At 59.9% G+C, this 20,514-nt stretch carries 15 protein-coding genes; 11 read left to right on the forward strand and 4 right to left on the reverse strand.

Going from position 1 to position 20,514, the window contains the following annotated elements; all coding sequences use genetic code 11:
• Positions 1-139: 139 nt before the first annotated feature.
• Positions 140-3,034, reverse strand: coding sequence for a ribonucleoside-diphosphate reductase subunit alpha (locus G9Q84_RS08450; protein ID WP_032886782.1), 2,895 nt, complete (start codon positions 3,032-3,034; stop codon positions 140-142).
• Positions 3,035-3,749: 715 nt separating this feature from the next.
• On the opposite strand from G9Q84_RS08450, the gene G9Q84_RS08455 reads away from it, so the two are divergent.
• Complete coding sequence (locus G9Q84_RS08455) at positions 3,750-4,475, forward strand: response regulator (protein ID WP_032886784.1); 726 nt, start codon at positions 3,750-3,752, stop codon at positions 4,473-4,475.
• Positions 4,472-6,082, forward strand: coding sequence for an ATP-binding protein (locus G9Q84_RS08460; RefSeq protein ID WP_032886785.1), 1,611 nt, complete (start codon positions 4,472-4,474; stop codon positions 6,080-6,082). Before G9Q84_RS08455 ends, G9Q84_RS08460 begins: the two co-directional genes overlap by 4 nt.
• Before the next feature lie 4 nt (positions 6,083-6,086).
• On the opposite strand, the gene G9Q84_RS08465 is transcribed toward G9Q84_RS08460, so the two are convergent.
• On the reverse strand, positions 6,087-6,803 hold the full coding sequence (locus tag G9Q84_RS08465) for a 4'-phosphopantetheinyl transferase family protein (protein WP_122756354.1): 717 nt from the start codon (positions 6,801-6,803) through the stop codon (positions 6,087-6,089).
• Between the two features lie 125 nt (positions 6,804-6,928).
• Between G9Q84_RS08465 and G9Q84_RS08470 the strand changes: the two genes are divergently transcribed.
• The 3 genes from G9Q84_RS08470 to G9Q84_RS08480 are packed head-to-tail and all read left to right on the forward strand — an operon-like array spanning position 6,929 to position 9,276.
• The gene (locus G9Q84_RS08470) at positions 6,929-7,237 is read left to right on the forward strand and encodes a hypothetical protein (protein WP_032886787.1); all 309 of its coding nucleotides are present in this window, start codon (positions 6,929-6,931) and stop codon (positions 7,235-7,237) included.
• An 18-nt stretch (positions 7,238-7,255) separates the two neighbouring features.
• Complete coding sequence (locus tag G9Q84_RS08475; protein WP_032886788.1) at positions 7,256-7,933, forward strand: response regulator; 678 nt, start codon at positions 7,256-7,258, stop codon at positions 7,931-7,933.
• Positions 7,930-9,276, forward strand: coding sequence for an ATP-binding protein (locus tag G9Q84_RS08480; RefSeq protein WP_032886789.1), 1,347 nt, complete (start codon positions 7,930-7,932; stop codon positions 9,274-9,276). Before G9Q84_RS08475 ends, G9Q84_RS08480 begins: the two co-directional genes overlap by 4 nt.
• A gap of 138 nt (positions 9,277-9,414) precedes the next feature.
• Here G9Q84_RS08480 and G9Q84_RS08485 read toward each other — a convergent pair whose 3' ends face one another.
• The gene (locus G9Q84_RS08485; protein WP_032886790.1) at positions 9,415-10,413 is read right to left on the reverse strand and encodes an AraC family transcriptional regulator; all 999 of its coding nucleotides are present in this window, start codon (positions 10,411-10,413) and stop codon (positions 9,415-9,417) included.
• Between the two features lie 339 nt (positions 10,414-10,752).
• On the opposite strand from G9Q84_RS08485, the gene G9Q84_RS08490 reads away from it, so the two are divergent.
• From G9Q84_RS08490 to G9Q84_RS08500, 3 genes are all read left to right on the forward strand, one after another.
• The gene (locus G9Q84_RS08490; RefSeq protein ID WP_032886791.1) at positions 10,753-12,084 is read left to right on the forward strand and encodes a dicarboxylate/amino acid:cation symporter; all 1,332 of its coding nucleotides are present in this window, start codon (positions 10,753-10,755) and stop codon (positions 12,082-12,084) included.
• Positions 12,085-12,229: 145 nt separating this feature from the next.
• Positions 12,230-13,216 (forward strand): XdhC family protein, encoded by a 987-nt coding sequence (locus G9Q84_RS08495; protein ID WP_095185674.1) that lies wholly within the window; start codon positions 12,230-12,232, stop codon positions 13,214-13,216.
• Positions 13,213-13,791 carry an NTP transferase domain-containing protein gene (locus G9Q84_RS08500; RefSeq protein WP_122756355.1) on the forward strand — a complete coding sequence of 193 codons (579 nt, stop codon included), beginning with the start codon at positions 13,213-13,215 and terminating at the stop codon, positions 13,789-13,791. Before G9Q84_RS08495 ends, G9Q84_RS08500 begins: the two co-directional genes overlap by 4 nt.
• Before the next feature lie 61 nt (positions 13,792-13,852).
• On the opposite strand, the gene rne is transcribed toward G9Q84_RS08500, so the two are convergent.
• Positions 13,853-17,041, reverse strand: a complete 3,189-nt coding sequence (rne, locus tag G9Q84_RS08505; RefSeq protein ID WP_420875410.1) for a ribonuclease E — start codon at positions 17,039-17,041, stop codon at positions 13,853-13,855.
• 758 nt (positions 17,042-17,799) lie between these two features.
• Between rne and rluC the strand changes: the two genes are divergently transcribed.
• The 3 genes from rluC to G9Q84_RS08520 are packed head-to-tail and all read left to right on the forward strand — an operon-like array spanning position 17,800 to position 20,413.
• Positions 17,800-18,759 (forward strand): 23S rRNA pseudouridine(955/2504/2580) synthase RluC, encoded by a 960-nt coding sequence (rluC, locus tag G9Q84_RS08510; protein WP_032886795.1) that lies wholly within the window; start codon positions 17,800-17,802, stop codon positions 18,757-18,759.
• Positions 18,746-19,408 carry an HAD-IA family hydrolase gene (locus G9Q84_RS08515; RefSeq protein WP_095185671.1) on the forward strand — a complete coding sequence of 221 codons (663 nt, stop codon included), beginning with the start codon at positions 18,746-18,748 and terminating at the stop codon, positions 19,406-19,408. The genes rluC and G9Q84_RS08515 overlap by 14 nt, the downstream gene beginning before the upstream one ends.
• Positions 19,409-19,429: 21 nt before the next feature.
• Entirely contained in the window at positions 19,430-20,413 is a 984-nt protein-coding gene (locus tag G9Q84_RS08520; protein ID WP_122756358.1) for a S49 family peptidase, read from the forward strand.
• Positions 20,414-20,514 lie beyond the last annotated feature (101 nt).

Genomic DNA, 20,514 nt, shown 5'->3' on the forward strand with positions numbered 1-20,514 from the left:
GTGGATGTAAGAAAAGTGTGTTTGAAACGGTCCCCACGGGTGAGAGCGATCAAACCGCAGGCAAAAGAAAACCCCCGACCAGCCCAGAGGGTTGATCGGGAGTTTCGAGTAAGCGCTATTAGGCGCTTACCTGCTTAGCTTATTGGCAAGCTTCGCAATCCGGCTCATCAATCGCGCAGGCCTTTGGCACGGGTGCCGGACCGGCTGGAGCAGCGAGTACCGAGTCATCACCATGGTTGCCGCTGGATACAGCGTTCAGCTTACCGGTGTTGATGGTCGACTTCTCGGTGCTGGTTGCGGCCAGGGCACGGAGGTAGTAAGTGGTTTTCAGGCCACGGTACCAAGCCATGCGGTAGGTCACGTCCAGCTTCTTGCCCGAAGCGCCAGCGATGTACAGGTTCAGGGACTGAGCCTGGTCGATCCACTTCTGACGACGGCTGGCGGCGTCAACGATCCACTTGGTGTCCACTTCGAAGGCGGTCGCGTAGAGCTCTTTGAGTTCTTGCGGGATGCGCTCGATCTGCTGCACGGAACCGTCGTAGTACTTCAGGTCGTTGATCATGACCGAGTCCCACAGGTCGCGAGCCTTGAGGTCGCGAACCAGGTACGGGTTGATCACGGTGAATTCGCCCGACAGGTTCGATTTCACATACAGGTTCTGGTAGGTCGGTTCGATCGACTGGGACACGCCGGTGATGTTGGCGATGGTCGCGGTCGGTGCGATGGCCATGATGTTGGAGTTACGAATACCTTTCTGCACGCGGGCACGTACCGGCGCCCAGTCCAGGGATTCTTCCAGGTCAACATCAATGTACTTCTGGCCACGTTGCTCGATCAGGATCTGTTGCGAGTCCAGCGGCAGGATGCCTTTGGACCACAGCGAACCCTGGAACGTCTCGTAGGCACCGCGCTCGTCGGCCAGGTCGCAGGAAGCCTGGATCGCGTAGTAGCTGACCGCTTCCATGGACTTGTCGGCGAACTCGACCGCTGCATCCGAACCGTAAGGGATGTGCTGCAGGTACAGCGCGTCCTGGAAGCCCATGATGCCCAGGCCAACCGGGCGGTGCTTGAAGTTGGAGTTCTGCGCCTGTGGCACCGAGTAGTAGTTGATGTCGATTACGTTATCGAGCATGCGAACTGCGGTGTTGACGGTGCGCTCCAGCTTGGCAGTGTCCAGCTTGCCGTTGACGATGTGGTTCGGCAGATTGATCGAACCCAGGTTGCAAACGGCGATCTCGTCCTTGTTGGTGTTCAAGGTGATCTCGGTGCACAGGTTCGAGCTGTGAACCACGCCCACGTGCTGCTGCGGGCTGCGCAGGTTGCATGGGTCCTTGAAGGTCAGCCATGGGTGGCCGGTTTCGAACAGCATGGACAGCATCTTGCGCCACAGGTCTTTGGCCTGGATGGTCTTGAACAGCTTGATCTTGCCTGGGTACTGGGACAGGGCTTCGTAATACTCGTAGCGTTCTTCGAAAGCCTTGCCGGTCAGGTCGTGCAGGTCCGGCACTTCGGATGGCGAGAACAGGGTCCACGGGCCGTCATCGAAGACACGCTTCATGAACAGGTCAGGGATCCAGTTGGCGGTGTTCATGTCGTGGGTACGACGACGATCATCACCTGTGTTCTTGCGCAGCTCGATGAACTCTTCAATGTCCATGTGCCAGGTTTCCAGGTAGGCACACACAGCGCCTTTGCGCTTGCCGCCCTGGTTGACCGCTACCGCGGTGTCGTTCACGACTTTCAGGAACGGTACGACGCCCTGGGACTTGCCGTTGGTGCCCTTGATGTACGAACCCAAGGCCCGCACCGGCGTCCAGTCGTTGCCCAGGCCGCCTGCGAATTTGGACAACATGGCGTTGTCGTGGATCGCGTGGTAGATGCCCGACAGGTCATCCGGCACGGTGGTCAGGTAGCAGCTCGACAGCTGTGGACGCAGGGTGCCGGCGTTGAACAGCGTCGGGGTCGACGACATGTAGTCGAAGGACGACAGCAGGTTGTAGAACTCGATCGCACGGTCTTCTTTGTGTTTCTCTTCGATCGCCAGGCCCATGGCCACGCGCATGAAGAACACTTGCGGCAGTTCGAAGCGGATACCGTCCTTGTGGATGAAGTAACGGTCGTACAGGGTTTGCAGGCCCAGGTAAGTGAACTGCTGGTCGCGCTCGTGATTGATCGCCTTGCCGAGTTTTTCCAGGTCGAAAGTGGCCAGGATTGGGTTCAGCAATTCGAACTCGATACCCTTGGCGACGTAGGCAGGCAGAGCCTTGGCATACAGGTCGGCCATTTCGTGGTGGGTGGCGCTGTCGGCCACGCCCAGGAAGCCCAGACCTTCGGCACGCAGGGTGTCCATCAGCAGGCGCGCGGTCACGAACGAGTAGTTCGGCTCGCGTTCAACCAGGGTACGGGCGGTCATCACCAGGGCGGTGTTGACGTCGGTCAGGGCCACGCCGTCGTACAGGTTCTTCAGGGTTTCGCGCTGGATCAGGTCACCGTCGACTTCTTCCAGGCCTTCGCAGGCCTCGGTGATGATGGTGTTCAGGCGGCCCAGGTCCAGCGGTGCAAACGTACCGTCGGCCAGGGTGATACGGATCGACGGGTGAGCTTGTACGGCGGCTTCTTCGGCCGGGGAGCGCACGGCGCGCTCTTTGGAGCGGGCGTCACGGTAGATCACGTAGTCGCGCGCAACTTTTTGCTCGCCGGCACGCATCAGGGCCAGTTCGACCTGGTCCTGGATTTCTTCGATGTGGATAGTGCCGCCCGACGGCATGCGACGCTTGAAGGTCGCGGTGACTTGTTCGGTCAGGCGGGCAACGGTGTCGTGGATGCGCGACGAAGCGGCAGCGGTGCCGCCTTCAACTGCAAGAAACGCTTTGGTGATGGCGACGGTGATTTTGTCATCGGTGTAAGGAACGACAGTGCCGTTACGCTTGATCACGCGCAGTTGCCCTGGTGCAGTGGCGGACAGATCCATATTCGAATCTGCTGCCAGCGGCACGGAGCCCTGCGGGTTCTCGCGAGTTGTGTCGGTTTGCATGGGGGGTTGTCTCCACATTCTATATTTATTTGGGCACCATCACGGTGCCCACCGTTCCGTCCTGAAGCACTTACAGCAGGCGTTGGCCTGGCATAACAACTTCGGGACAGGAGGAAGGGGGGCTGTTCGCGCCGCTTCCATGCCGAAGTCTTCGGTTCGGGGCTTTAATGCCCTTGGCCGTATTCCTGGTGGGTGACAGTTGCCAGGTTCAAGCACTGCAACACCCGTACCGTTTTCTGCTATTGGAGCTTGAAAACGGCTGCCATCCGCTTGAGCGGTTTGGGCTTTCAAAAAATGCTTGGGTTCGACCAAACAGGAGCAAGAAAGGGCTTGAGTTTCTTGTCTGACTTGTGTTGGGTCTTTTCGCTCAAAACCCTACATGTAGGGTTTTTTTAGCGCCGAGGTACAAGATAATGCGTTTTGGGGGGCTTAGCAACGCACGACCTGTGGATAACGCTGTGGGTAAAATGTGTATGAAACGTGGAACGCCCGTGTAGGCCGCAGTACTGCTGGATTCGGCCGTTTGTCACCGAATATTCCAATATAAAAACAGCCGGTTGGATTTTTGAGGGCGCGAACCCTACCACAAAAAAACGCGATCACCGAATGGATTTACCGGCTTGTGTTCCAGGGTTGGGGCATGGCTACAATCGGCCTTCAATAGAGGCAGTATTGTGCTTCCCGTACATGACAATAATTAGAATCGAGGTAGCGCATGGAGCAAGAAGCCTGGCAAATCCTGATCGTCGAGGACGACGAGCGATTGGCCGAATTGACCCGTGAGTACCTGGAAAGCAACGGCCTGCGTGTTTCGGTTGAAGGCGATGGCGCCCAGGCCGCAGCGCGTATCATCGCCGAGCAACCAGACCTGGTGATCCTCGACCTGATGCTGCCCGGCGAAGATGGCCTGAGCATCTGCCGCAAGGTGCGCGAGCGCTACGAGGGTGTGATCCTCATGCTCACCGCGCGCACTGATGACATGGACCAGGTGCTGGGCCTGGACATGGGCGCCGACGACTACGTATGCAAACCCGTGCGCCCCCGGCTGTTGCTGGCGCGTATCCAGGCGCTGCTGCGGCGCAGTGAGCCCGCCGAATCCGCAACGGTAGAAAACCAGCGCCGCCTGGAATTCGGCCCGTTGGTGGTAGACAACGCCCTGCGCGAAGCCTGGCTGCACGACGGCAGTATCGAACTGACCAGCGCTGAATTTGACCTGCTGTGGCTGCTGGTGGCGAATGCCGGGCGCATCCTGTCCCGCGAAGAAATCTTTATCGCCCTGCGCGGTATCGGCTATGACGGCCAAGACCGGTCCATCGATGTACGCATCTCACGAATTCGCCCGAAAATCGGCGACGATCCGATCCATCCGCGTCTGATCAAGACCATTCGTAGCAAAGGCTACTTATTCGTCCCTGAAGCCGCCGCCGATATGTCGCTGTGAACTCGATCTTCCTGCGTATCTACGGCGGCATGTGCGCGGCCCTCATCCTGGTGGCGCTGTTGGGCGTACTGGCCTTGCACCTGCTTAACGAGGTGCGCAGCGGCCAATACCGCGAGCGCCTCGCCCATGGCACCTTTGCCTTGATGGGCGACAACCTGCAACCCATGAGCGCTATCGAACGCCAACGTGCCTTGGCGGTGTGGGAGCGCTTGCTGGGGATCCCCCTGGAACTGCGCAGCCTCACCGACGCACAGTTGGACCTCAGCCAGCGCAACAGCCTGCAACGCGGCCAGGTTCTGGTGCAGCAGACCGGCCCTCACGCCGCCCGTGTTCTGCGTCTGGTCAGCGATAAAGAGCAATGGGTGCTGACGGGCGAGGTGCAGCAGATCAGCGAACAACTGGCCCGTGCGACCATTTACCTGCTGGCTGACGAATTGGTGCGCTTCCCCGTGGCCGAGCAGCCGCAAAGGTTGGCGGATATAAAAGAAGCCAAGGGCTTTGGGTTCGAAATGCACCTGATGACCCTCGACCAGGCAGATATGGACGACGACCAGCGCCGCCGCGTGTCGGAGGGCGATACGGTGATGGCCCTGGGCAAGGGGGGCGACTCGATCCGCGTGTTCTCCGGCATTGTCGGTACGCCCTGGGTGCTGGAACTCGGTCCGCTGTATCAAATGAACCCGTACCCGGTGCAGTGGCTGGTCCTGATTGCTTTGATTGGCCTGACCTTGATCGGCTTGATCGTCTATCTGCTGGTGCGTCAGCTTGAGCGCCGGCTGCGTGGCCTGGAGGCGGCCGCGACACGCATTGCCAAGGGCAATCTGGAAGTACGCGTGCCGGCCCGGGGAGCGGACTCGGTGGGTCGCCTCGCCGCGGCCTTCAATGGCATGGCTGAGCACTTGCAGCAATTGCTGGCGATTCAGCGCGAACTGGTACGTGCGGTGTCCCACGAACTGCGCACGCCGGTAGCGCGCCTGCGCTTCGGATTGGAGATGATCGGCGACGCTGCTACCCCAGAGGCCCGGCGCAAGTACCTGGAAGGCATGGACAGCGATATCCAGGACCTCGATGGCCTGGTGGATGAAATGCTCACCTACGCAAGGCTGGAGCAGGGCGCACCCGAGCTGAGTTTTCAGCGAGTGGACCTTGATGCGTTGCTTGATCAGGTGATTGGCGAATTATCGCCACTGCGCCCACAGGTGACTGTGGCGCGGGGTATCTGCTTGTCATCGGCCCACTGGGATAACGCCTGGGTCGACGCCGAACCCCGCTATTTACACCGTGCCCTGCAAAATCTGGTGAGCAATGCCATGCGCCACGCGCAGAGCCAAGTGCTGATCAGTTATCAGGTGGGTCAGGTGCGCTGTCGAATCGATGTAGAGGACGATGGCCCCGGTGTGCCGGAAAACGCCTGGGAGCGTATTTTTACGCCCTTCCTGCGGCTCGACGACAGCCGCACCCGAGCGTCCGGGGGCCATGGCCTGGGCTTGTCGATTGTACGGCGGATCATCTATTGGCACGGCGGGCGCGCATTGATCAGCAAGAGCAACAACCTGGGTGGGGCGTGTTTCAGTTTGAGTTGGCCGAGGGGGCAGGATAAAACCTGACCTATCAGGCGCTGATGCTCACCAGGCTCAAGAGCTGCCCATCATTCACCGCAAACTGCCCAACCAACTCCTTGCCATGGCACCACTCATCCGACAAGTCAGTCAGCAACCGCAGCTTTATATGCCCGGCCTCGGTCCACTCCACCACCTCGGCATGCTCAAAATAGAAGCGCTTGTGCACAATCGGGTAAAGCGCCTTGAACAGGCTCTCTTTGACCGAAAACGTCAGCGTCACCAGCAGGGCAATCTGCTCTCGCGCCACACCGCCCATACGCTGCAGCTCGTTGGCTGTCAGAATTTCCCCGGCCAGACGCTCCGCGCGCTCCAGCGTGAGTACATTTTCCAGGTCCATCCCCAACCCGCGCCATTGCGCCTTGTACCCGACAATCGCCGCGGCATGCCCGGTGCTGTGTGTGATCGAGCCACTGATGTGCGCGGGCCAGACCGGTGCACGGTCTTCGCCGATAGCCGGGATGCAGTCAAGCTGATCGAGGTGTTGCAGAGCGGCGCGGGCGCACAGGCGACCGGCCAGAAACTCGGCTTGGCGCTTGGCCACTGAGCGCTGGATGCTCGCCGGTGCCGGCACTGCGCAGCGTTGGAAATCACCGGCTGCCAACAATGCCGGGTCGAAGTGAGTGCCGAGAAACACTGTTCCCGGTAATGGTTCGGGCAGTGGCCAATGGGCGTCGAGTGGTGTGCAGCAAGCGGGCAGAAGATTCATGGGCGGTATTTTGCCGAGTTGAGGCGCCAGAGGATAGCCCGCTGCGGCGCACCGCCTGTTCAGGGGGAGTTCAGGGGCTTTTGCGTAGGCTGACCTCAACAGCCAAACGCGTATGAGGTAACACCATGACTGCGATCAAAAAGCTGATGTTGGCGTTGACCATGCTCAGTGCCACCGCAGGGGTCCAGGCCTCTGATGGTGACTTTGCCGCATTCGGCCGCGAGAAAACCAAGAAAACCAGCACCTTGATTCAACGTGTCAGTTTCGAAGACGCGAGCAGTCAGCCTACGCCTTGGGGCCAGTCCCTGGGCCTTGCTACCCCACAGCCAGCCTACCGCACCGGTTACGCGCATCTGAGTGGCCAGTTCAATGGCATTAAACTGCGCCCGCAAGACCTGCAGGGCCGCTATGATGTCCCCCTGTCGGACAGTTGATTTGCTTTGGAGAGCCTTATGAAATTGCTGGTGGTGGAAGATGAGGCGCTGCTGCGTCATCACCTGTTTACCCGCCTGACCGACAGCGGCCACGTGGTCGAAGCTGTGGCCAACGCCGAAGAGGCGCTTTACCAGGTCGGTCAATTCAACCATGACCTGGCGATTATCGACCTGGGCCTGCCCGGCATGGGCGGCCTGGACCTGATCCGCCAACTGCGCAGCCAGGCCAAAACGTTTCCGATCCTAATCCTCACCGCGCGCGGCAACTGGCAGGACAAGGTCGAAGGCCTGGCCGCCGGTGCTGACGACTACGTCGTCAAACCATTCCAGTTCGAAGAGTTGGAGGCGCGCATGAACGCCTTGCTGCGCCGCTCCAGCGGGTTCACCCAATCGACTATCGTTGCCGGGCCCTTGCTGCTGGACCTCAACCGCAAGCAAGCGTCCCTCGACGAACAGCCACTGGCGCTGACCGCCTACGAATACCGCATCCTTGAATACCTGATGCGCCATCACCAGCAAGTTGTCGCCAAAGACCGCTTGATGGAACAGCTTTACCCCGACGACGACGAGCGCGATCCAAACGTCATTGAAGTCTTGGTCGGCCGCCTGCGCCGCAAGCTGGAAGGCCCCACAGGGTTCAAACCGATCGACACCGTGCGTGGCCTGGGCTACCTGTTCAATGAGCGCTGCCGTTGATCCGCTCGTTACGTGTGCGTTTGATGCTGGCGGCAGCGACCCTGGCCGTGTTGTTCATGCTGGGCTTGTTGCCGGCCATGCAGGGCGCTTTCAGTCTGGCGTTGCAGGACTCCATCGAACAGCGCCTGGCGTCGGACGTGACGACGCTGATCTCCGCCGCGCGGGTCGAAAACAACCGCCTGCTGATGCCTGCGCAGTTGCCGGACGAACGTTTCAACCTGACCGATAGCCGTCTGCTCGGCTATATCTACGACCGCGAAGGCCACTTGGTGTGGCGCTCGCGGGCTACCCGGGAAGAAAACATCAACTACAAGCCGCGCTATGACGGGCGAGGCAATGAATTCGCGAGGATTCGCGAAGCGGACGGCCAGGAGTTCTTCGTCTATGACGTGGAGGTCAAGCTGCTCGGCGGCAAGAGTGCGGCGTTCAGTATCGTCGCCCTGCAACCGGTGCGCGAATACCAGCTGACCCTAGAAGGCCTGCGCGAAAACCTCTACTTGGGCTTCGGCGCGGCGTTGCTGGTGCTGCTGACGTTGCTGTGGCTGGGCCTGACCTGGGGCCTCCAAGCCCTGCGGCGGCTGAGTCAGGAGCTTGACCAGATCGAAGGCGGCACCCGCGAAAGCCTGTCCGAACAACACCCACGTGAATTGCTGCGCCTTACCGGCTCCCTCAACCGCTTGCTGCACAGTGAGCGTGAACAACGTACGCGATACCGCGACTCCCTCGATGACTTAGCTCACAGCCTGAAAACCCCGCTCGCCGTGTTGCAAGGCGTGAGTGAAGACATGGCCAAGCGCCCAGAAGACCGCGATCAGGCCTGGGTGCTGCAATCGCAGATCGAACGCATGAGCCAGCAGATCAGCTACCAGTTGCAGCGCGCCAGTTTGCGCAAAAGCGGCCTGGTGCGCCATCAAGTGCGCCTGGAGCCGGTGCTGCAAAGCCTGTGCGATACCTTGGGCAAGGTCTACCGCGACAAGGGGGTCAGGGTGTCCTTTGAACTGCCGCACGCCTGCGATGTGCCGATCGAGAAGGGTGCCTTGCTCGAATTGCTTGGCAACCTGCTGGAAAACGCTTATCGGCTGTGCCTGAGTGAAGTGCGAGTTAGTCTGGTCGAGAACCTCGAAGGCATTGAGTTGTGCATAGAAGATGACGGACCAGGTGTGCCGCCAGATCAGCGCGCGCGGATTTTGCAACGGGGCGAGCGGCTGGACCGCCAGCATCCGGGGCAGGGGATTGGGTTGGCGGTGGTCAAGGACATCATAGAAAGCTACGGGGCGCGACTGACCCTGGGAGATTCACCGCTGGGTGGCGCGGCGTTCAAGATCCACTTTCCATCTGTGTGATCTTCAGTGGCTGGGCTGGCCCTATCGGGGGCAAGCCCTCTCCCGCATTTTGAATTTATTCAAGCATCAAACTTTGTAAACGCAGTCAAAGGTGGGAGGGGGCTTGCGCCCGATGAGGCCCTCACACACAACGCCTCTCTAACTCTCCCGTGCGCGATAGGCCCCCGGCGTTAACCCTGTCCACTTCTTGAACGCCCGATGAAATGCCGACGGTTCGGAAAATCCCAACTGCTCGGCAATCTCCTGCAACGACAAATCCGCCCGTCCTAGATGGTAGATGGCGATGTCCCGCCGCAACTCATCTTTGAGCGCCTGAAAGCTGGTGCCTTCTTCGCGCAAATGCCTGCGAAGGGTTTGTGGGCTGATGTGCAAGTGCTGAGCGACGGCTTCCAGATCCGGCCACGGCGTGCGATCGCGGCTCAGTAGGCGTCGCAACTGACTGCTCAAGCTATCGCCTTCATCCGGGCGTGACAGCAGGTCAGCGGGAGAGCGCTCCAGAAAGTGCTTGAGGGTGCGCTCATCCTGCAGCAGCGGCATGTTCAGGTAGCGGGCAGGGAACACCAGGCTACTGTTCGGCGAACCGAACACCCGGTCGCAGGGAAACAGCAGGTCATATTCGCTGGAGTGGGCCGGCATCGGGTAGCTGAACGTGGCCTGGTGCAGTCGGATGCGCTGGCCGATCAGCCAACTGCCCAGGCGGTGCCAGATCACCAGCAGGCATTCGCTGAGGAAGTGATCCGGGTCCCACAGTTGGGAGTCATCCAGGCTCAGGCGGGCCATTTCGCCTTCCCGTGTGAGCTGCCAACGCGGGCCTTGTGGGAATAGGCTATAAAATAATAAGCCGCGTTCCAGGGCTTTCTCCAGCGTGCGGCAGTGGATCAACGCATGGCACATCATGGCGAAAGTGCCACGTTTGCTCGGACCGTCGGCAAAGCCCAAGTATTCGTCGTCCAACGCCAGCCAAAGCATCTGGAGCAACCGGGTAAATTGCTCCGGCGCAATGCGGGCGCGAGGTTCAGTCAACTGCTCGGGGGTGATGCCCAACTGTTGCAGCAGGCCCGAATAATCGTAACCGGCCCGACGCGCTCCGCCCAGGGCGGCCCGTGCGTAGTGACTGGCGATGGTGCGTTCACGCATGCGGGGTCCTCGTCCATGGAATGGCGGATGGTAGTCAGCACCTGGCAAGGCGACAAGGCGGATATCCGCCAAATTGTAGGACGCGATTGGGTGCGGTGGCGGAAATTCGCCAACCGATTTGGCGCCTGGCGAGGCGTCTGAAAACCATCAGCCCTGATGCCTAAAGGCCTTTAGGGCTTTTGAGCAAAGTGGCACGGCGTTTGCGATAAGGATTACAGCGCAGGCCTGGACCTACAGGCTTCGCAAACAACAAATCCCTCCAGTGCAGGAGGGTTCGCAATTCAAGTGTCGTGGGCAATGGCGGATATTTGCCACACGGGACGATTGAGGAATTTTGCAATGACGACTCGTCAGCCAATCTACAAATCCCTGTATTTCCAGGTGATCGTTGCAATCGTTATCGGTATTTTGCTCGGTCACTTCTACCCGCAAACCGGTGTGGCCCTTAAGCCACTGGGTGACGGGTTTATCAAACTGATCAAAATGGTCATCGCCCCGATCATCTTCTGCACCGTTGTCAGCGGCATCGCTGGCATGCAAAGCATGAAATCGGTCGGCAAAACCGGCGGCTACGCGCTGCTGTACTTCGAAATCGTTTCCACCGTCGCCCTGCTGATCGGCCTGATCGTGGTGAACGTTGTGCAACCGGGCGCCGGTATGCACATCGACGTAGCGACCCTGGACGCTTCCAAAGTCGCTGCCTATGTGACTGCTGGCGCAGACCAGAGCATCGTTGGCTTCCTGCTTAACGTGATCCCGAACACCATCGTCGGCGCCTTCGCCAACGGCGACATCCTGCAAGTGCTGATGTTCTCGGTGATCTTCGGTTTTGCCCTGCATCGCCTGGGTGCCTACGGCAAGCCGGTGCTGGACTTCATCGATCGCTTCGCCCACGTGATGTTCAACATCATCAACATGATCATGAAGCTCGCACCACTCGGTGCCCTGGGCGCCATGGCGTTCACCATCGGTGCCTACGGTGTAGGTTCCCTGGTGCAGTTGGGCCAACTGATGATCTGCTTCTACATCACTTGCCTGTTGTTCGTGCTGGTGGTGCTGGGCGGTATCTGCCGCGCTCACGGTTTCAGCGTCATCAAGCTGATCCGCTACATCCGTGAAGAGCTGCTGATCGTATTGGGTACTTCCTCCTCCGAGTCCGCACTGCCACGCATGCTGATCAAGATGGAGCGTCTGGGTGCCAAGAAATCCGTAGTAGGTCTGGTAATCCCGACTGGCTACTCCTTCAACCTTGACGGTACTTCGATCTACCTGACCATGGCTGCCGTGTTCATCGCTCAAGCGACTGACACCCACATGGACATCACCCACCAGATCACTCTGCTGCTGGTGCTGCTGCTCTCCTCCAAAGGCGCTGCTGGCGTGACCGGTAGTGGCTTCATCGTTTTGGCTGCAACCTTGTCGGCTGTAGGCCACCTGCCGGTTGCCGGCTTGGCGCTGATCCTGGGTATCGACCGCTTCATGTCCGAAGCCCGCGCACTGACCAACCTGGTCGGTAACGCCGTTGCCACCATCGTTGTGGCTAAGTGGGTCAAGGAACTGGACACCGACAAGCTGCAAAGCGAGCTGGCGTCTGGCGGTACCGGTATCTCCGAAACCCGCGAAATCGATGACCTGGGCGTGGCCGAAGGCCCTGCACCTGTCGTCAAGTAAGCCGCTGAAGGCGTGAGCCCACGCTAGCAGCTATACGCAAACGCCCCGACTGGTTCGGGGCGTTTGCGTTTCTGCTCGGCCACTTTTGAATCGCTTTGCTTTACAGTAAATGAATACTTCATCAACAACGCTGGCGGGAGACTGAATGGACAGTGTGGATTTGAATGTCCTGCGCAGCGTACTGGAATGGCGCCGCGCTGGACAGCGAGTGGTGTTGTACAGCGTGGTCCAGACCTGGGGCAGTGCACCGCGTCCGCCGGGGGCAATGCTAGCCCTGCGGGGCGACGGCGTGGTGATTGGCTCGGTTTCCGGTGGTTGCATCGAGGATGACTTGATCGCGCGGTTGCAGGACGGCCGCTTGCCTGATGACGGCCCGCCGGTACAACTGGTGACCTACGGCGTTACACGCGACGAAGCTGCGCGTTTTGGGCTGCCGTGCGGCGGCACGCTGCGCTTGACCGAGGAGAGGGTGGATGACTGGGGCTGGGTAGAGAAGTTACTGGCGCGCTGCGAGGATCATCAGATTGTTGCTCGGGAGCTAAACCTTGCTACCGGCGAAGTGACCCTGAGCGGCGCGAGCAAGACTGATGTGGTGAGTTTCGACGGTGAACGCTTGCGCGCCATCTATGGACCACGCTGGCGCCTGCTGCTGATCGGCGCCGGGCAACTGTCGCGCTATGTGGCGGAAATGGCGCGTTTGCTGGATTTCGAAGTGCTGATCTGCGACCCGCGCGAAGAGTTCGTGTATGGCTGGGAAGAGCAACATGGCCGCTTTGTGCCGGGTATGCCTGATGAGGCAGTGTTGAATATCCAGACCGACGAACGCACGGCGATTGTCTGCCTCACACACGACCCGCGGCTGGATGACATGGCGTTGCTGACGGCGTTGAATTCCAATGCCTTCTATATCGGCGCGCTAGGTTCAAGGGTCAATACCCAGAAGCGCCGTGAAAACCTCGCCGCACTGGGTTTGTCGGCGGAGGCGATTGCCCGCTTGCATGGGCCGATTGGTTTGCATATCGGCAGCCATACGCCGGCGGAAATCGCGCTGTCGCTGATGGCGGAAATTGTCGCAATCAAGAACGGCGTGGCGCCTATGCAGAAAAAGCCTTTGCCGGTGGTAGCTGAGTGACCGTGACGGCGATTGTGCTGGCGGCAGGGCAGGGCAGCCGCTTCCGAGCAGAGGCTGGGGCCGACCAGGATAAACTGCTGGCGCTCTGTGTAGGTCGCGATGGCGTGACGCGACCGGTGATCGAGCAGGTGCTGTTGAATCTGCCGGAAGACGTAGTGGAGCGCTGGGTGGTGACCTCGCCGGATCGTTCGGAGGTCATTCGGTTGGCGAAGGTGTATGGCTGCAAGGTCTTGCTGCTGCAGTCGGCTGGCATGGGCGACAGTATTGCCGCAGCTGTCGCGGCCAGTGCTTCGGCGCAGGGTTGGCTGGTGGTACTGGGGGATATGCCGTTTATTCAAGCGTCGACGATCGAGCGCGTGATAGACGGCCTGGATAGCATCAATGTGCCGGTACATGCCGGTCAGTATGGCCACCCGGTTGCCTTTGCCCGTGCATTTGGGCCCGCCTTGATGGCGCTGAGTGGCGATCGTGGTGCCAAAGCGTTATTTGTACAGGCTGTTTTGAAGGCGGTGCGGGTGGAGGATCCCGGTGTGTTGTGGGATGTGGATGTGCCCGCGTTGTTGCATTACCGCTGACCGGCAGACAAAAAAAGCCCCGCCTGATCACTCAGGCGGGGCTTTTTAGTGGCTGATGGAATCAGACGAGGGGTTTAGGCTCGTGCTCTTCTTCCAGGGCCTTGTGCTCTACCACGGCTTCAGCAACCGGAGCAGGCGCTTCGACAGCTTCGACTACAGCCGGAGCGGCGGCAGCAGCAGCGGCGGCTGCCTCAGCTTCCTTGCGGCGACGACGCACTTCACGTGGATCGTTCGGCGCACGGCCGTTTTCGCTCAAGGCGCTGGCAGGAGCAGCTTCAACCACGGGTGCTTCAACTTCAGCAACAACCGGGGCTTCAACAGCCACTGGTGCAGGCTCGGCAACCACGACTTCAACCACCGGTGCTGGCGCTTCCTCTACAACAGGCGCAGGCGCGGGAGCTTCGACCGGGGCGGCAGGTTCGGCAGTCCACTGGAAGGCGGTCTGTTCTTCGCGAACTTCACGCACCGCTGGGGCAGCTTCTTCGACAGCCGGAGCTTCAACTACGGCTTCAACCACTGGCTGAGGTTCAACAACCGGCGCAGGTTCAATGGCGACCGCTTCGGTTTCTGGCTGGGCGTCGCGAACCGGGGCTACTTCCACTTCCGGAACCACTGGGGCTTCGATCGGGGTAGTTGCCTCAACAGCGGGGGCCTCAACGACCGATGCTTCAACCGCTGGGGTCTCGGCAACTGGTGCTTCTACAGCAGCGGTTTCTTCAACGGCTGCAGTAGCGCGTTCAGCTTGCTCGTGAGCCTGGGCTTCAGCAGGAGCGCTGATGACCGAGCTGGCAACGGCAGCAGTAACGGCCAGGCCGGCAGCCAGTTCGGCACCCGTCGGTTCGTTAGCTTCGTTGGTTGCGCCCTCAGCGTTCTCGCCGGTCTCTTCCGAGCCTTCGATTACGTTGCCGTTGGCATCACGCTGGCGCTCGCGACGGTTGCTGCGACGACGCTGACCACGGGAGCGGCGGCGAGGGCGATCGCCTTCGGCGTTGTCCTGACCATCTTCCTGCAGTTGCTCTTCGCCGGTCAGTACTTCTTCCTCTTCGCTGGCGGAAGCAGCTTGCTCGGCGCGTGGTTGACGCTCTTCACGCGGAGGGCGCGGCTGGCGCTCTTCACGGGGGGCGCGTTCTTCACGCGGCTGGCGGGCCGGGCGCTCTTCGGTAGTCGCAGCAGCGGCAGCAGCAACGGCTGGCGCAGCGTCCAGCGGCTCACGCAGTTCACGTACGCGTTCCTCACGCTCGCCACGTGGCTTGCGATCTTCACGCGGAGCACGTGGGGTGCGAGGTGCGCGCTCTTCACGCGGTGCGCGTTCTTCACGGGCTACGGCTGGTGTTTCTTCACGGGCTTCACGAGGCGCACGCTCTTCACGTGGCGCGCGTTCTTCACGCGGTGCACGTTCTTCGCGCGGCTTGCGCTCTTCGTCACGGCGACCGTTGCGGTTGCGGCTCTGCTGACGGCCGTTGCGACGTTCTTCGTTACGTGCCGGGCGCTCGGAGGCTGGTTTTTCAACTACAACCGGGGCCACAGGCTCTTCTTTGGTAGCGAACAGGCTGACCAGCGATTTCACCAGGCCTTTGAACAGGCTCGGCTCAGGCATGGCGGCTGGTGCAGCAACTGGTGCGGCAGCTTCAACCGGCACTGGTGCGTTGGCACGGGCTGGCGCGGTTTTCACGGCAGCTTCCTGGCGAACCAGAGTGCGGGTCGCGGCGGCTGGCTGGACTTCTTCCACTTCGGCAGCGGCAGCAGCGATTTCGTAGCTGGACTGGCCGCTGTGGGCTTCCGGGCTGTCGTCACGCAGGCGCTGTACTTCGAAGTGCGGCGTTTCGAGGTGATCGTTCGGCAGGATGACGATACGGGCACGGGTGCGCAGTTCAATCTTGGTGATCGAGTTGCGTTTTTCGTTCAGCAGGAAAGCGGCGACCGGGATCGGCACTTGCGCGCGGACTTCGGCGGTGCGGTCTTTCAGGGCTTCTTCTTCGATCAGGCGCAGGATCGCCAGGGACAGCGATTCAACGTCACGGATGATGCCGGTGCCGTTGCAACGCGGGCAGACGATGCCGCTGCTCTCGCCCAGGGATGGACGCAGGCGCTGACGGGACATTTCCAGCAGGCCGAAGCGCGAGATGCGGCCGACTTGCACGCGGGCACGGTCAGCTTCCAGGCATTCGCGGACTTTCTCTTCCACGGCGCGCTGGTTCTTGGCTGGGGTCATGTCGATGAAGTCGATCACGATCAGGCCGCCGATGTCACGCAGGCGCAGTTGGCGGGCGATTTCTTCAGCCGCTTCCAGGTTGGTCTGCAGGGCGGTTTCTTCGATGTCGCTACCCTTCGTGGCGCGCGCCGAGTTGATGTCGATGGACACCAGTGCTTCGGTCGGGTCGATCACGATGGAGCCACCGGAAGGCAGTTCTACGACGCGCTGGAAAGCGGTCTCGATCTGGCTTTCGATCTGGAAGCGGTTGAACAGCGGAACGCTGTCTTCGTACAGCTTGATCTTGCTGGCGTACTGCGGCATCACCTGGCGGATGAAGGTCAGGGCTTCGTCCTGGGCTTCAACGCTGTCGATCAGCACTTCGCCGATGTCCTGGCGCAGGTAGTCGCGGATGGCGCGGATGATCACGTTGCTTTCCTGATAGATCAGGAACGGCGCGGAACGATCCAGGGACGCTTCTTTGATAGCGGTCCACAGTTGCAGTAGGTAGTCGAGGTCCCACTGCATTTCTTCGCTGCTGCGGCCCAGGCCGGCAGTGCGCACGATCAGACCCATGTCGGCCGGTGCGATCAGGCCGTTCAGCGCTTCACGCAGTTCGTTGCGTTCTTCGCCTTCGATGCGGCGGGAAATGCCGCCGGCACGTGGGTTGTTCGGCATCAGCACCAGGTAACGGCCGGCCAAGGAGATGAAGGTGGTCAGGGCGGCGCCCTTGTTGCCACGTTCTTCTTTTTCGACCTGGACGATGACTTCCTGGCCTTCGCTCAGGACGTCCTTGATGTTCACGCGGCCTTCGGGGGCTTTCTTGAAGTATTCGCGGGAGATTTCTTTGAGGGGCAGGAAGCCGTGGCGCTCGGAGCCGAAATCGACAAAGGCAGCCTCAAGGCTTGGTTCGATGCGAGTAATACGGCCTTTATAGATGTTGGCCTTCTTTTGCTCGCGCGCACCGGATTCGATGTCCAGGTCGTAGAGGCGTTGGCCATCTACCAGTGCAACACGCAACTCTTCGGGTTGAGTTGCGTTAATCAGCATTCTTTTCATGTTGTACCGTCGGTTTCCGGGCTGCCGGAAACGGCGTTCGGCACACACGACTTCTCACGGTCGGTGTCAGGTGCGTCAAGAGTGGTTGGCCACTCCAGTGTCCAGCAAAATCGGCCAATTGGGCCGGTATCGCGACGGACGCGTCCTGCTTGTTAGCGGTGGTGACAAAGGCACCACTTCAACAAAAGCTAAGGTCAGGAGGAGGAATCAACCGGCGACTGTGGACGAGATGAAGCGTCTAAATATAAGCCTAGTGCTACACGGTCCGACGGTTGTGCATCTCCACCCTACACGTATCCCTGATAATTCGGGTGCTGCCGCGCGCAGAATCCGCAGCGGGTTGGCATTTACCGTGTACTCCAATGGGGAGTTCACGCTCATGGCTAAACAAGACTGAATGTGGGCGACTGCGCTCTCACTCAGCTCTTAACAGGCGTTGTTTCCGAAGCATTCGCCGTGGTCTGGTACAAGACTGACTGCACTTTGTGAACTGGCCGTAAATATCGGCGCAGAATGCGAGTATTCACTCTGCTTTCTGCACTCGCTTCAGGCCTCATGTCACCTGCGCTTGTTACAATCTCGAACCTTCCAGGGTGGCGAAAGCCCCGTAGGACGGCCTCGCGTCCTGATGAATTGCGATGGTCAGGGCCGGCAGCTTGCCGCAAGTCCTCTGTCCAGGCCGCTTTTGGCGGCGTTCGCGACTATAGCAGCAATGATTAAGTGCTTCAATTCCATAAAAAATTGTTATCATCGCCGCCATGACGACTACCGCCCCCCAGACCCCCAGCGTCCAGCTGCTTGAGGTCTCGCCGGAATATGCCGGCCAACGCATCGACAACTTTCTCCTGGCCAGGCTCAAAGGCGTGCCCAAGACCTTGATTTACCGCATCTTGCGTAAAGGCGAGGTGCGCGTGAACAAGGGTCGTATCAAGCCCGAGTACAAGCTTCAGGCGGGCGATATCGTCCGTGTGCCGCCAGTGCGCGTGCCTGAGCGGGACGAGCCTGTTCCCCTCGCTCAAGGGCTGCTGCAGCGCCTTGAGGCGTCGATTGTCTTTGAAGACAACAAACTAATCGTGATCAACAAGCCCTGTGGCATTGCTGTGCATGGTGGCAGCGGCCTAACGTTTGGGGTGATCGAAGCCTTTCGCCAGTTGCGCCCGGATGCCAAGGAACTGGAACTGGTCCATCGCCTGGATCGCGATACTTCCGGCCTGTTGATGATCGCCAAGAAGCGCAGCATGTTGCGGCACCTGCACACCGCCCTGCGGGGTGATGGCGTGGACAAGCGCTACATGGCGTTGGTGCGTGGCAACTGGGCCAGCTCAATCAAAAGCGTTCGCGCGCCGCTTCAGAAGAGCAATCTGCGCTCGGGCGAGCGCATGGTCGAAGTGGACGAGGAGGGTAAAGAAGCCCTGACCCTGTTCAAGGTGCTGCGCCGCTTCGGTGACTTCGCCACCCTGGTCGAGGCCAAACCGGTCACTGGGCGTACCCACCAGATTCGCGTGCATACCTTGCATGCGGGCCATTGCATTGCTGGTGATACCAAGTACGGCGACGAAGACTTTTCCAAGGAAATTAGAGACTTGGGCGGTAAACGCCTGTTTCTCCATGCCTACATGCTGACTGTGCCGCTGCCTGATGGTGGCGAGCTGAAGTTGCAGGCGCCTGTCGATGAGATGTGGGCCAAGACCGTGGAGCGTTTGAGTGTCGCACCTTGATTACAAGTTGCTGATTTTTGATTGGGATGGGACGCTGGCCAACTCCATTGGTCGCATTGTCGAGTCGATGCACATGGCGTCCACCCGTTCAGGCTTTGCGTTATGCAGCGATCAGGCGGTCAAGGGCATTATTGGTCTGGGGCTGCCTGAAGCCATCCGTACCCTGTATCCCGAAATCAGTGACGCTGAACTGATAGCGTTTCGCGAGCATTACGCTGATCACTACATTGCGCTGGAGGCAGAGCCTTCGCCGCTGTTTGAGGGCGTTGTGCAATCGCTGGCGGCGTTCCGGGCGCAGGGCTACCACTTGGCAGTTGCTACCGGCAAGGCTCGTCGCGGGCTGGATCGGGTGCTCAAGGCTCATGGTTGGGAAGATTACTTCGACATCACCCGTGCTGCGGATGAAACCGCCAGCAAACCTCACCCTCTGATGCTGGAGCAGATCCTTGCCCATTGCGGCGTGTCGCCGCGTGAGGCGCTGATGGTGGGTGATGCTTCCTTCGATCTGATGATGGCGCGCAACGCCGGCATGGACAGCGTTGCAGTCAGCTATGGTGCCCAGTCCGCTGAGGCGTTACAGCAATACGAGCCTAGGGTCACGATTGATCATTTTTCTGAATTGCAGGCCTGGCTCGGTCGGGCTCAATAAGTTTTTGCTGGGGTTGATGGCATGAGTGACGAGTGGAAAGCGCCTGAAAAGGCTGGAAGCGGTGACGACAAGAGTTGGAAGCTGCTGGAGAAGACGCTCCTGGCCAGCGTCCAGGAGCAGCGTCGTGCGCGGCGCTGGGGGATTTTCTTCAAGCTGCTGACCTTTACTTATCTGTTGCTCATGCTGGCGCTGTTCAGTCCGCTGATGGATATGGAAAAGAGCGCAACCCGTGGCGCGAACTACACCGCGCTGATCGAGGTGCGCGGTGTAATTGCCGACAAGGAGCCGGCAAGCGCCGATAACATCGTCGGCAGCCTACGTGCTGCGTTCGAAGATCCCAAGGTCAAAGGGGTGATACTGCGCATCAACAGCCCGGGCGGCAGCCCGGTGCAATCGGGTTATGTGTATGACGAGATTCGCCGCCTGCGTGGCCTGCACCCGGATATCAAGCTGTACGCCGTGATTTCCGATCTGGGTGCTTCGGGTGCTTATTACATCGCCAGTGCCGCTGATCAGATCTATGCCGACAAGGCCAGTCTTGTGGGCTCCATTGGTGTGACCGCGGCCGGTTATGGGTTTGTTGGCGCTATGGAGAAGCTGGGTGTCGAGCGCCGCACCTACACCTCGGGCGAGCACAAAGCGTTTCTGGATCCGTTCCAGCCGCAAAAGCCCGATGAAACACAATTCTGGCAGAGCGTGCTGGATACCACTCATCGCCAGTTCATCGCCAGTGTGAAGCAGGGGCGCGGGGATCGTCTGAAGGATAAAGATCATCCCGAGCTGTTCTCGGGGCTGGTGTGGTCCGGTGAGCAGGCGTTGCCGCTGGGTTTGATCGATGGCCTGGGCAGTGCCAGTTCGGTGGCGCGGGATGTGATTGGCGAGAAGGAGTTGGTGGATTTCACGGTTGAGGAATCGCCGTTTGATCGCTTCTCCAAGAAGCTCGGTGCCAGCGTGGCTGAGAAGCTGGCGCTGTACATGGGCTTCCAGGGGCCGACGCTGCGCTAATATCTCAAGTCTGTCGTAGGTCAAAATGTAGGAGGGGCGGTGCGACGATTCGACTTGCCCCCCGATAGCGGTGGATCAGTCAATCCAAGGTTGGCTGATAC

This window comes from Pseudomonas sivasensis (genome assembly GCF_013778505.1).
GTDB classification, from domain to species: Bacteria; Pseudomonadota; Gammaproteobacteria; order Pseudomonadales; family Pseudomonadaceae; genus Aquipseudomonas; species Aquipseudomonas sivasensis.

What these genes read in the sequence shown, in the direction of transcription:
- G9Q84_RS08450 (WP_032886782.1), bottom strand. Translation starts at nt 3,034, where the DNA reads ATGCAAACCGACACAACTCGCGAGAACCCGCAGGGCTCCGTGCCGCTG.
- G9Q84_RS08455 (WP_032886784.1), top strand. Translation starts at nt 3,750, where the DNA reads ATGGAGCAAGAAGCCTGGCAAATCCTGATCGTCGAGGACGACGAGCGA.
- G9Q84_RS08465 (WP_122756354.1), bottom strand. Translation starts at nt 6,803, where the DNA reads ATGAATCTTCTGCCCGCTTGCTGCACACCACTCGACGCCCATTGGCCA.
- G9Q84_RS08470 (WP_032886787.1), top strand. Translation starts at nt 6,929, where the DNA reads ATGACTGCGATCAAAAAGCTGATGTTGGCGTTGACCATGCTCAGTGCC.
- G9Q84_RS08475 (WP_032886788.1), top strand. Translation starts at nt 7,256, where the DNA reads ATGAAATTGCTGGTGGTGGAAGATGAGGCGCTGCTGCGTCATCACCTG.
- G9Q84_RS08485 (WP_032886790.1), bottom strand. Translation starts at nt 10,413, where the DNA reads ATGCGTGAACGCACCATCGCCAGTCACTACGCACGGGCCGCCCTGGGC.
- G9Q84_RS08490 (WP_032886791.1), top strand. Translation starts at nt 10,753, where the DNA reads ATGACGACTCGTCAGCCAATCTACAAATCCCTGTATTTCCAGGTGATC.
- G9Q84_RS08495 (WP_095185674.1), top strand. Translation starts at nt 12,230, where the DNA reads ATGGACAGTGTGGATTTGAATGTCCTGCGCAGCGTACTGGAATGGCGC.
- rne (WP_420875410.1), bottom strand. Translation starts at nt 17,041, where the DNA reads ATGAAAAGAATGCTGATTAACGCAACTCAACCCGAAGAGTTGCGTGTT.
- rluC (WP_032886795.1), top strand. Translation starts at nt 17,800, where the DNA reads ATGACGACTACCGCCCCCCAGACCCCCAGCGTCCAGCTGCTTGAGGTC.
- G9Q84_RS08520 (WP_122756358.1), top strand. Translation starts at nt 19,430, where the DNA reads ATGAGTGACGAGTGGAAAGCGCCTGAAAAGGCTGGAAGCGGTGACGAC.